Here is a 12,652-nt window from a genome sequence, read left to right as displayed (position 1 = left end):
CGCCGCTACATCACCAGGAGGATCTTGCCTACGTGGTCGCCCGAGTCGAAGTAGCGGTGTGCCGCCTGGACCTGGTCCAGCGGGAACGTCTTGGCGACGAGCGGCCGGATCCGGCCGTCGGCCAGCAACGGCCAGACGGCGTCGCGGACCGCGTTCATGATGACGGTCTTTTCCTCCACCGGCCGTGGACGCAGTGCGGTCGCAATGATCGCGGCGCGCTTCCTGAGGAGCTGGCCGAGGTCCAGCTCGCCCTTGGCCCCGCCCTGCAGCCCGATCACCACCAGCCGTCCGTAATCTGTCAGGGCGTCAACGTTCTGGCTGAGGTATTTGGCCCCGACGACGTCGAGGATGACATCCGCGCCCTTGCCGCCGTTCTGGGCGCGCAGGCTCTCCGGGAAGTCCTCCTCGGCGTAGTTTATCGCGATGTCCGCGCCGAGGAACGCCTTCGCAGTGCCGACCTTCTCGGCGGTGCCGGCGGTAGTGGCCACGACGGCGCCCAGGGCCTTCGCGAGCTGGATGGCCATGGTGCCGATGCCGCCGGTGGCGCCGTGGATGAGCACCGTCTCGCCCGGCTGCAGCTGGGCCGTCATGATGAGGTTGGAGTAGACCGTGGCCGCGACCTCCGGCAGGGAAGCGGCGGTCACCAGGTCCACGCCGTCGGGGATCCTCAGGACCTGCCCCGCGGGTACGGCGACCTGCTGAGCGTAACCGCCGCCGGCGAGCAGCGCCACAACCTTGTCTCCTATGGAGAATGGCTTCGTCACGCCGGGGCCGAAGCCGGCAATCCGGCCTGACACCTCCAGTCCGGGGATGTCCGAGGCGCCGGGCGGCGGCGGGTAATGGCCCTTGCGCTGCTGGACATCGGCGCGGTTGAGTCCTGCGGCGACGACGTCGATCAGCACCTCGCCGGTGCCGGGTTGCGGGGCCGGGACTTCGCGGACTTCGAGGGCCTCGGGTCCGCCGGGCTCAGAGATGTAGACAGCCTTCATGGAGAACTCCCGATTCCTTGCTTGCTTAGTGCAGGATGCGCCTGCGGCAGGCCGCGTCCGGCGGCACTTCCTCCAGAGTATGTGGGGGAAGCGTCCGTGTCGGCGAGCGCGCGCACGATTTTTTGTGGCAGCCGACTGCCTATGGAACACTACTCGTTAGGGAAGGTTGTCCGAGCGGCCGATGGAGCTGGTCTTGAAAACCAGTGTGCGGTGACCCCGTACCAAGAGTTCGAATCTCTTACCTTCCGCGAATAATGCCCCTGGTTCTTGCGATTGCCGCAGAGCCGGGGGCATTTTTGCGCCCCGGGCCAACCCTGTTCCCGCAACGCCTGCCGGACACGCATCAGCACCCAGTCTTCGCCGTTTCTGACATCGAGCTTGGTGAGGACCAGCTGCCGCCAGCCGGCGCTGGCTGTGCGCTCATTGCCCAGCGCATCGGAATGCTGCTGTGCCGGCGTCAGGTGGTGGCCGCCGTGCAGGAGCTGTCCGGAAACCGGCCCGGACACTTCCGTCAAAGTGCCGGGCAGTTTCAAGCGATGAATTGCCGCCGCCGAGAAAAGGCTCACGCAGTCCGGCGGACCCAGCTGCGTGTACGGCCGGGCCCGTGCCGGGAGGGACTGCTCCCGTGCGGTGGGGACCCGGATGCCGAGGCTGGGGACGTGCAGATCCTTGGCCTTGGCCCGGCATGGGGAGAGGCCGTGGTGCCGCGCTTCGCCGATGGTGAAGGAGCGGGCCGCCAGTTCCGCCGGAAGGGGTTTCGCTGTCGCCATCCGCCCATTAGGCCATAGGCCGGGCAGAGTCGGCCCGGGTTATGCACAGGCCCGCCGCACGCGGGCAGTTCCGTGCGAATGTGCGCCGGCGAACCGGCGAACCATTGAAACCGTCGGTCCCCCGGCATAGTCTCTCTGATGTCTCCACCACCCACACGAATCCGGCGCCCGCCGCAGCGCGCATGTGCCGCCACAAAGAGCAGGAGCCTGCAATGCCAACACCTGACCACACCAACGGCGCACCATGCTGGATCGATCTGATGACCTCGGACTCCGACAAAGCCAAGGCGTTCTACGGGGAGCTCTTCGGCTGGACCTTCCAAACCGGCGACGAGGAAAAATACGGCGGGTACATCACGGCGGCGAAGGGCGGTAAAACAGTTGCCGGCATGATGCAGAAGGACGAGTCCATGGCGGGCATGCCGGACATGTGGAGCACCTACCTGCGCTCTGGGGACGCGGCGGCGACCGTGGAGGCCGCGGCCCAAAACGGCGGACAGGTCCACATGCAGCCCATGGACGTGCCGGACCAGGGCCGCATGGCCATGATCGCCGATGCCACCGGGGCCTCCATCGGCGTGTGGGAGCCGGCTGAAATGAAAGGCTATGAGCTGGCGGCGGAGGCCGGCGCCCCGGCGTGGCACGAGCTCCACGCCAAGGACTACGCCACCGCCGTCAAGTTCTATCAGGACGTGTTCGGCTGGGACACCGACGTCATGAGCAACACTCCTGAATTCCGCTACACCACGCTGGGAGCCGGGGACGCCGCCAAGGCAGGGATCATGGACGCCTCGGCCTACCTCCCCGCCGAGGTCCCGTCCAACTGGCAGGTCTACTTCGCCGTTGACGACGCCGACGCCTCCATCACGAAGGCCCTGTCCATGGGTGCCCGGGTAGTCGACGGGCCGGACGACACCCCGTTCGGACGGCTCGCCACCCTTGCCGATCCCACCGGCGCCATGTTCAAGATCGTGGCTGACACGGGACAGGGGGCCCAAGCCGCCGCGGGCGCCTAGCCGTAGCGGGGCCGACCGCCCAGCCGTGGCGGGGCCGAAGAGGAATCCGAAAGCGGGACCGGACAGCCCTTCCCGCTCCACTTACAAAAATTGTTGTAAGAAATACCGGCCAGACCCTTTCCCAAGGGCTACTGGCCGGTATTCTGCTGTGGAGCGCCCGGTGGAGGCACCCGGATACCGCTCACCTGCATCACCAGTCACCATTGCCCGGGGCTTTCGAGCCGCTCCGGGAAGGCTGCGGCGCGTCTCGCTGGGGGACGTCCCGCCGAATGCACGTTTAATCCACACGTTGTTCATTCACCCCTGTTTTGATGGGCCCGGCACGACTTGACCAGGAGTTCAGGCCGGCTACTATCCGCTGCACCCGGCGGACGCACTGCACCCTGCCCCTTACCCGTTGCACCCTAATGAGAGTTCGAGCGGATGAAACAAACACCCTGGAAAACAGCGCTGGGCACAGCACTGTCGGCGGCGCTGATCGCGGCCCCGCTGACGGCCGTGCCGGCGTTCGCCGTGGAGGTCTCCCCGGCAGCGGCCGGCACGTCGCCGGTCACCATCAATGAGGCGTACCTCAGCGGCGGCAGCGCCGGAGCCGCCTTCAAGAACAAGTTTGTCGAGCTATACAACACCTCCGATGCCCCGGTGTCGCTCGAGGGCTGGTCCCTCCAGTACCGCGCCCCCGGAAATTCCGGCGCGCCCGGCAACGTAGCGGTCCTCGCCGGCTCCATCCCGGCCAAGGGCTACTACCTGCTCAAGGGTGGCAGCAACGGAGCCAACGGCCTGGACCTGCCGGCAGCAGAAGCCACCGCCACCGGTTTCAACCCGGGCGGCACAGGCGGAACAATCGTGCTCGCCAGGCAAGCCACTGCCATCACCGACCTCGGCACCGGATCCGTCATTGAGCAAGGGACAGTGGCTGACCTGCTCGGCTACGGCAGCTCGCTGACCTTTGAAACCCAGGCGGCAAAGGCACCGTCCGGCACCACAGACGTCAAGAGCCTGAATCGCACCGACGGCGCGGACAGCAACAACAACTCCACCGACTTCGCCCTCAACGCGGCCGTCACCCCGAAGGCCCCCAACGGCGCCGCCGACCCCGGCCCGGTTGACCCGGGACCGGTCGATCCGGGCCCCGTCACTCCCCCTGCCACCAAGACCATCGCCGAGATCCAGGGCAACGGCGCAGCAAGCCCGCTGGCCGGCGCCGCAGTCGTCACCCGCGGCAAGGTCACCGCGACGTTCCCCACCGGCGGCTTTTCCGGCTACTACATCCAGACCCCCGGCACCGGCGGCGATCTGACGCCGGCCAACCACACGGCGTCGGACGCCATCTTTGTCTTCTCCCCCTCGACGGTCGACTCGGTCCGGATCGGCGACTACGTCGAGATCACCGGCGCCGTCAGCGAGTTCTTCGGCATGACCCAACTGACGGTCGCCGCCGCGACGGACCTGAAGAAGCTCACCGAAGCCGCGCCCGAGGTCAAAGCCACCGGCTTCACGCTCCCCGCCGACGAGGCGTTCCGTGAGTCCCTCGAGGCCATGCTGCTGACCCCGGAAGGACCGGTGACCGTCGCCGACAACTTCTCGCTGAACCAGTACGGCGAGCTCGGCCTTGCCGGCGGCAGCAGCCCGCTCGAGCAGCCCACCGCCGTCGCACCCTACGGCTCCGCCGACTACACCGCCACCGTCGCCGGGAATGCCGCCCGCGGCATCAAGCTCGACGACGGTGCCACCACCAATTTCCTCAAGGACGCCGCCACCAAGGGACAGCCGCTCCCGTACCTGACGACGGCGGACCCCGTCCGGGTCGGCGCCCCGGTGACCTTCAAGACCAACGCGGTGCTCAGCTACGCCAACAACTCCTGGAAGCTCCAGCCGCTGGGCCAGCTGACCGCCGCCAACGCCGGCACGGTCCAGCCGGCCACCTTCGGCGCCACCCGCGCGGACGCCCCGGCTGCCGTGGGCGGCAACCTGAAGATCGCCTCCTTCAATGTGCTGAATTACTTCCCCACCACCGGGGACCAGATCGCCGGCTGCACCTTCTACACGGACCGTGCCGGGAACCCGATAACCGTCAGGGGCGGCTGCGATGTCCGCGGAGCCGCGAACGCGGAGAACCTCAAGCGCCAGCAGGACAAGATCGCGGCCGCCATCACCAAGTCCGGCGCCGACGTCGTGTCCCTCATGGAAGTCGAAAACTCCGCCCAGTTCGGCAAGAACCGGGACGACGCCCTGTCAAAGCTGGTCGACGTGCTGAACATCGCCACCCCCGGCATCTGGGACTACGTCCGCACACCCGCCAACGCACCCCCGCTGGCCGACGAGGACATGATCCGCACCGCCTTCATCTACAAAAAGGCCGCGGCGGAACCCGTCGGCGAGTCCATCATCCACAACGACACCGTCGCCTTCACCAGCGCCCGCAAGCCGATGGCCCAGGTCTTCAAGCCGGCAGGCGCCGCCGATGACAAGAAGTTCATCGCGATCGCCAACCACTTCAAGTCCAAGGGCTCCGCCGCCACCCCGGAGGACACCGACAAGGGCCAGGGCGCTTCCAACCTCGCCCGGACCGCCCAGGCCAAGTCCCTCCTGGCGTTCTCGGACGAACTGCAGAAGTCCAAGGGCACCGACAGGGTCTTCCTGATCGGCGACTTCAACTCCTACGCCAAGGAGGACCCCATCAACGTCCTCACCGGCGCCGGGTACGTCAACCAGGACGAGAAGGCAAAGAACGCGGACGGCTCCGCTAAGCACTCCTACCTCTTCGGAGGCATGGTGGGTTCGCTGGACCACATCCTCGCCTCGCCGGCCGCCAACGCCGTCGTCACGGGCGCGGACATCTGGAACATCAACTCGGTGGAGTCCGTCGCGCTCGAGTACAGCCGCTACAACAACAACGTCACCGACTACTACGCTCCGGACCCGTTCCGCGCCAGCGACCACGATCCGGTGGTCGTGGGCCTGAACTTGCCCGTCACCCCGGCCAGCGTGGAGCTGAACTTCCTCGGCATCAACGATTTCCACGGCCGCATCGATTCGAACACCGTGTTCTTCGCCGGAACCATTGAGAAACTGCGGGCCGCGGCGGCCCCGGGCGCCACGGCATTCATTTCCGCGGGCGACAACCTCGGAGCCTCGCTCTTCGCCTCCGCGGTGGCCAAGGACCAGCCGACCATCGACGTGCTCAACGCGCTGGAACTGCGGACGTCCGCGGTAGGCAACCACGAGTTCGACGGCGGCTGGACCGATCTGCGCGACAGGATCGTCGCCGGCGGAGCCAACGCCAAGTTCCCCTATCTGGGCGCCAACGTCTACAAAAAGGGCACCACGGAGCCGGTCCTGCCGGAATACACCGTGCTCGACCTGAACGGCATCAAAGTCGCGGTGATCGGCACCGTCACCCAGGAGGTCCCCTCCCTGGTCACCCCCGCCGGGATCGCCGACCTTGAATTCGGCGACGCCGTCGAGGCCGTCAACGGGGTGGCCGCGAAGATCAAGGCGGAGAAGCTGGCCGACGTGATCATCGTGGAGAACCACGACGGCGCCGGGTCCGGTGCGCCCGAGGGGTCCAGCCTGGCGCAGGAGGTCGCCGCTGGCGGCCCCTTCGCCAAGATGGTCACCGGGGTCACCCCGGATGTTGCCGCCATCTTCAACGGCCACACCCACAAGCAGTACTCCTGGGATGCTCCGGTACCCGGCGTTGAGGGCAAGACCCGCCCCATCGTCCAGACCGGAAACTACGGCGAGTACATCGGCCAGATCCAGCTGACCATCGACACCAAGACGATGTCAGTGACCGGCTACAAGGCCGGCAACGTCCAGCGCACCACGACGGCGGAACAGCCGGCGGCGGACCTCGTGGCGAAATATCCGCGGGTCGCGGCCGTCAAAACCATCGTCGACAAGGCAATCGCGGACGCCGCCGTGGTCGGCAACCAGCCGGTAGGTAAGGTGACGGCGGATATCACCACGGCCTTCGGCGGCTCCCCCGCAGTGCGGGATGACCGCGCGAGCGAATCCACCCTCGGCAACCTCGTCGCGGATTCCCTCGTGGACTCGCTCAAGGCACCGGAACTCGGCGCCGCCGAAATCGGCGTCGTGAACCCGGGCGGGCTGCGCACCGAGCTGTACTACGCACCCGACGGCACCATCACCTACGCCGAGGCCAACGCGGTCCTGCCGTTCGTAAACAACCTTTGGACCACGTCCCTGACCGGCGCCCAGTTCAAGACGCTCCTGGAGCAGCAGTGGCAGACCAATCCTGACGGCACGGTACCCAGCCGCGCCTACCAGCAGCTGGGCCTGTCCAAGAACGTCAACTACACCTACGATGCCGCCCGCACCGCGGGTGACCGCATCACCTCCATCCGGGTCAGCGGTGCACTGATTGACCCGGCGAAGTCCTACCGGATCGGCACGTTCAGCTTCCTGGCAACGGGCGGTGACAACTTCCGGATCTTCAAGTCCGGCAGTAACACCAAGGACTCCGGGCTGGTGGACCGGGACGCGTGGATCAAGTACCTGCAGGGCCACAACCCGGTCTCGCCGGACTTCGCACGCCGTTCGGTGGCTGTGGTGAACACCACCGCGGCCGAGGTCAAGGGCGGTGACGCCATCGCGCTGGCGGTTTCCAAACTGGACCTCACCTCGCTGGGCAGCCCGGCCAACACCTCGCTGCGCGCCGAGTTCACGGATGCGAAGGGCACCGTGACCACGCTGGGCACGGTCCCGGTATCCGCCGGCGCCGCCAAGGTGGACCTGACGGTTCCGGCCGGCGCAGCCGCCGGGACGGGCACCCTGGTGCTCACCGCCGTCGAATCCGGAACGCTGGTGAAGGCGGGCATCCTGGTCGCGGCCAGCACACCTGTCCCGCCGATGTGCAAGGCGCCGGTGCCGCCGAAGAAGTGGTACGACGTGTTCGGCTGGATCAAGTACTCGATCGCCTGGATCCAGTACCAGAAGTGCCTGAAGAGCTAGTTCCGTAGCCTTTCAGGCACTGATCATGCCCTCCCCTGGGCCGCACCACTGGACATATTGTTATTATGTCCAGTGCTCAGCCCGGGGGTGGGGCATGCTCATTTTTGTGCGGGGAACCTAGGCCCGCAGGATGTCGCGGGCTATCTCGTCAGCGTCGTGCAGGGTGCGCTGGCCGCTGCGGTAGGCCGGGCCGGTCTTTTGCCGGGCCTCGGCCGCGATGGCTGTCCCCCACTGCGCTGCGGACAGCTGCAGCCCGAGGACGTAAAGCCCCTCCGTCACGGAACCGTTGGAGGCCAGCGGCCGGTATGGGTGCGGGGCCACGTCCAGGCCCGAGGTCTGCACCGGAACGCCCTCCACCGTCATCATGAGGCGCGGGCGCACCAGCCCTTCGCCGAGCAGCTGTTCCAGCAGCGCCGACTCGTTGACGGCGACTCGGTTCGCCGGGGCGAGCGCCTCGATCAGCACGCCGGCCGACACGGCCTCGCCCTGTGCACCGCCGGCACCCGTCCCGCCGGAGCCGCCGGCCCGGCTGCCCACCCACGGTGAGGATGCGGTGAAGGCTCCGGCCGTGCGGTCCACCCCGAATTTGGGATCGGGGCCGACAAAGCGGACGACGCCGGCCCGTGCCAGCGCTGCCAGCTGTTCGGCACGCAGGGCGGGCGGCCCGCTCGCCAGTCCCTCCACGAAGGATTCGAACCAGCCGCGCAGGCCGGCCACCCATGACTCGTCGGTGATGCCGCCGTCGGCCACCGCCGTTTTGAGTACCGCCCGACCGTGGTGCAGGGCCCCGATCGTCATCTTCACGGGATCGTCCTCCCCCAGTGCGGAACGCCGGGCATCGTCGAGGAGATACTGGACGACGGCGGCGTCCAGCTCCTCCCGGGACCCGAACGACCGCCCGGCCAGCGGTGCTGCCAGTCCCAGCAGCTCCAGCCGGTGGGCCGGGCGGACATGCGCCGCGATCACGGAATCCACGGCGTCCTCCCATTTGGCCGCGCTGTGCGCGTGCGGGCGCAGCGACTCCTCCAGCGCGCGCAGGAACTCGGCCGGATCGATGAGGAGGGCGCCGGGCTGCGAGCGCGTGAGGGTCGAGTAATAGGCCCAGATCGCGTCGCGGTGCAGGAGCGGCCAGAGGTCGTGGTCGAAGGCCGGCTTGATTCCGGCCTCGGCAAACCTCGTCAGCGCGCTTTCGGTGCAGTACCGCAACGTCACGGCGGAGGGGTAGTACCCGGCGAGGGCGGCCTTGGCCCGGTACGGCGTGCCGCGGCGTGAGGCTGCGATGATGAGCGGTTCACGGCCCGAGGGCCGGTAGCTCAGCGCGCCGTTCTCCCCGGCCTGGAAAGTACCGCCGCGGCCCTCGGTCAGCTGCCCCATGACGTCAAAAAAGTTCAGGCCCATCCCGCGCACCAGCGCGGGCTGGGCCGCCGGCACCCGGGACCAGTCGACGTCGGCCGGCGCGGCCGGCGGGAGGTACAGCAGCCCGAGCTCTTCAGCGGCGGCCTTCAGCTCCCGCTGTTCCGGGTTCAGCCGCGATTCGAGGTGGCCCATGGCGAGGACCACGGAGTCGACGGTGAGCGCGGCGCCGCCCTCAAGCCCGACGTCGAACGTCCGGCGCCCGATCCCGGCGGCGGGTGCCGTCCCGGCTGCCGCAGTGTGCCGGACGGAGAGCGCCGTGGATTCGTGGAATTCGACCGAGACGCCGGCGGGCAGGCGGGAAAGCAGCTGTTCCACCGTCCATCGCAGGTAGCGGCCGTACAGGGCACGGCTGGGGAAGTCCGCGGAGCCCAGCCGGGCGAGTTCGGCCCGTTCCTCGGCGGTCAGCGCCGGGTGGGGATGCCGCTGCTGCTGTTCGCGCCAGCGGTCAAAGGTGTCTCCGGCCAGCGGGGGCGCCAGCTCGGGGTCCTCGGGAACGATCGTCGGGTAGAACGACTGGGTGTTCATCAGGTACAGCCGCGACTGGCCCGGCTGCCATACATGGCCCGGGCCGGCGGGGTAGGGATCGACAATATCGACGTGGAGCCTGGCGTCCGGGCCGCTGGGAACCCAGTTGGCGAGCAGCCGCTCCAGTACGCTCGTGCCCCGGGGACCGGCGCCTATCAGTGCCGTCCGGATGCTTTGCGTTATGCCCACAGGATCCAGCGTATCGGCATCCGGCAGCCCGCCCGACCGGCGGCCGGGCGCCGCGTGACTTGCTACCGGCGCGCAGATGTTGCTTGGATGGAATTATGACCACCACCGAAGCTGCTCACCCGCCCGTGCCCGGCGATCCGTCCGGAACGGCCACCGGAGCAGGAACCGCCGCCGAACCCGTCGATGAGAACATCTGGCTGGAGGAGATCTACGGCGAAGAGCCACTGGCCTGGGTCCGCGAGCAGAACGCCCGCACCGAGGACCTGCTGGAGGACGCCGAGTACGCCGGACTCGAAGGCAGCATCCTGGAGGTGCTGGACTCCACCGACCGGATTGCCATGGTGGGCAAACACGGCGAGTGGTACTACAACTTCTGGAAGGACCGGGACAACCCCAAGGGACTGTGGCGCCGCACCAGCTGGGAAAGCTACCGCGGCGGGTCACCGGAGTGGGACGTCCTCCTGGACGTGGACGCGCTGGTCGCGGCCGAGGGCCAGGAATGGGTCTTCCATGGCGCCAACTTCCTCCGCCCGGCCGACGGCGAACCGCACCGGCGGGCCCTGCTGGCCCTCTCCCCCGATGGCGGTGACGCCAACCGCTACCGTGAGTTCGACGTCGAGAGCCGCAGCTTCGTGGACCCCGCCGCCGGGGGCTTCGACCTGCCCACGGCCAAGGGAAACGCCTCCTGGCTCGACGCCGACACCCTACTGGTGGCCACGACCGCCGAAGGCCTGCCCAGCACCACCTCCTCCTACGCGCGGACCGGCGTGAAGCTGCCGCGGGGCGGTTCCCTGGCCGCGGCTGAGCGTCTGTTCGAGATTCCCGAGGACCACATGATGGCGCTCGTGGCCCACGACTCCACCCCCGGTTTCGAGCGGACCTTTGCCGTGGACTGGATCAGCTTCTTCGAGAGGAACACCTCCGTGCTGCGCGACGGCCAGTGGGTGCAGTTCGACGTCCCCGCGGACGTGAACCTGAGCTCGCACCGCGAATGGCTGCTGTTCCGTCCGCAGAAAGACTGGACCGTCAACGGGACGGTGTACCCGGCAGGGTCCCTGCTCTCGGCCGGGTACGAGGACTTCCTGGCCGGCAGCCGGGACCTGTCTGCGCTCTTCACCCCCGACGCGCACAGCTCGCTCCAGTCCTGGAGCTGGACCAGGGACTTCCTCCTGCTGAACCTGCTCCGCGACGTCTCCTCGGAGATCCGGGTCCTGGATCCGCAGCGCCCCGGCACCGACTCGGCCTGGGCTGCCACCGTCCTGGACGCCTGCCCGCCGCTGCACGACGTCAACGCCTACGCCGTTGACGACGAGGACGACGCCGACAGCACCGACGACGACGGCACCGGCGGCGACACCGCGGTGTCGGAGGGCGAAGCCCCCGGCGCAGGGAACGACTTTTGGCTTGTGGCCACCGGCTTCACGACGCCGAGCACCCTCACCCGCGGGACGCTCAAACGTGAGGGCTCCGGCGCTGAAACTCACGTGTCCAGCACACACGCGGTGATCCGCTCCTCGCCGTCGTTCTTCAATGAAGGAGCCTACGAGGTCCAGCAGCACTTCGCCGTGTCCAAGGACGGCACCCGGGTGCCGTACTTCCAGGTGGCGTCCAAGGACCTGGTGCTGGACGGCCAGAACCCCACCCAGCTCTCCGGGTACGGCGGGTTCGAGATCTCCCGGACCCCGGCTTACAGCGGCGCGGTCGGCAGAGCCTGGCTGGACCGGCGCACGGAGGAATCCGCCGGCCATGACGGGGACGGACCGCACACGCGCGGTGGCGTCTACGTCGTGGCGAACATCCGCGGCGGCGGCGAATACGGACCGTCCTGGCACCGCGCCGCGCTGCAGGAGAACCGGCACCGGGCGTACGAGGACTTTGCAGCCGTGGCGCAGGACCTGATCTCCCGCGGCGTCACGTCGCGCCAGCGCCTGGGCTGTGTGGGCGGCTCCAATGGCGGCCTGCTGGTGGGCAATATGCTCACCCACTACCCGGAACTGTTCGGTGCCGTGTCCTGCGGGGTCCCGCTCCTGGACATGCGCCGGTACACCAAGCTGTCCGCCGGCTACTCCTGGATAGCCGAATACGGCGACCCGGATGTGCCCGAACAATGGGAGTTCATCAAGACGTTCTCCCCCTACCATCTTCTCCGGGACGGCGTGGACTACCCGGAGACGTTCATCTGGACCGCCACCTCGGATGACCGCGTCGGCCCCGTCCAGGCCCGGAAGATGGCGGCCCGCATGCAGGCGATGGGGATCCCCAACGTCTGGTTCCACGAGGCCCTCGAAGGCGGCCATGCCGGCGCCTCGGACAACCACCAGGCTGCGGCGCTGCAGAGCCGCAGCCAGCATTTCCTGTGGCGTGCACTGGCTGGCCGGTCCGCCTGAGAGCCGGGGCAAACAGCCGGGCGCGCGCCGTTTTGCACTGCATGGCACCTTCTGCGTATTCTTGGTTGGCTAGTTCATAGCAATTGGAGACGTGCCAGAGCGGCCGAATGGGCTTCACTGCTAATGAAGTGTGGGGCACAACTCCACCGGGGGTTCAAATCCCCCCGTCTCCGCGTTTGGCCCCGGTCCCTGGACCGGGGCCTTTTGCGTGCCCGGGGACCGTCGGCGGCTCCCGGGTGCGCCTGTTTTCGGGTGCGCGGGCAGATCAGGGCGGATCGATGCCGCACATTCGCCCTGATCTGCCCGCCGGCTCCGGGAACGCCCGCCGGGGTGCGTCCGGGTGCCGGACACCCGAGGCCAACCCGCGGCCCGGGTGGCAGGAT

The 12,652-nt window shown here is 68.1% G+C and carries 5 protein-coding genes and 2 tRNA genes; 5 read left to right on the top strand and 2 right to left on the bottom strand.

Annotation, left to right across the window (positions count from 1 at the left end):
* Window positions 1–5 precede the first annotated feature (5 nt).
* Window positions 6–989, bottom strand: coding sequence for an NAD(P)H-quinone oxidoreductase (locus ABIB51_RS16795; protein ID WP_354190016.1), 984 nt, complete (start codon window positions 987–989; stop codon window positions 6–8).
* A gap of 160 nt (window positions 990–1,149) precedes the next feature.
* On the opposite strand from ABIB51_RS16795, the gene ABIB51_RS16790 reads away from it, so the two are divergent.
* From ABIB51_RS16790 to ABIB51_RS16780, 3 genes are all read left to right on the top strand, one after another.
* Window positions 1,150–1,237 (top strand) — tRNA-Ser (locus tag ABIB51_RS16790).
* Window positions 1,238–1,971: 734 nt separating this feature from the next.
* Entirely contained in the window at window positions 1,972–2,775 is an 804-nt protein-coding gene (locus ABIB51_RS16785; RefSeq protein WP_354190014.1) for a VOC family protein, read from the top strand.
* 423 nt (window positions 2,776–3,198) lie between these two features.
* Window positions 3,199–7,752, top strand: a complete 4,554-nt coding sequence (locus tag ABIB51_RS16780) for an ExeM/NucH family extracellular endonuclease (RefSeq protein ID WP_354190012.1) — start codon at window positions 3,199–3,201, stop codon at window positions 7,750–7,752.
* A gap of 117 nt (window positions 7,753–7,869) precedes the next feature.
* On the opposite strand, the gene ABIB51_RS16775 is transcribed toward ABIB51_RS16780, so the two are convergent.
* Window positions 7,870–9,882 carry an FAD/NAD(P)-binding protein gene (locus ABIB51_RS16775; RefSeq protein ID WP_354190010.1) on the bottom strand — a complete coding sequence of 671 codons (2,013 nt, stop codon included), beginning with the start codon at window positions 9,880–9,882 and terminating at the stop codon, window positions 7,870–7,872.
* A 95-nt stretch (window positions 9,883–9,977) separates the two neighbouring features.
* Here ABIB51_RS16775 and ABIB51_RS16770 point away from each other — a divergent pair, with 95 nt between their 5' ends.
* Both ABIB51_RS16770 and ABIB51_RS16765 read left to right on the top strand, forming a co-directional pair.
* A complete protein-coding gene (locus ABIB51_RS16770; protein WP_354190008.1) occupies window positions 9,978–12,269 on the top strand; it encodes a prolyl oligopeptidase family serine peptidase in 2,292 nt (763 codons plus the stop codon).
* 85 nt (window positions 12,270–12,354) lie between these two features.
* Window positions 12,355–12,442 (top strand) — tRNA-Ser (locus ABIB51_RS16765).
* Window positions 12,443–12,652: the final 210 nt, after the last annotated feature.

The sequence above is a fragment of the Arthrobacter sp. UYCu712 genome (assembly GCF_040547005.1).
Classification (GTDB): domain Bacteria; phylum Actinomycetota; class Actinomycetes; order Actinomycetales; family Micrococcaceae; genus Arthrobacter.
Note: the sequence above shows the minus strand (reverse complement) of the source record. Positions and strands in the feature narration are given on the sequence as shown.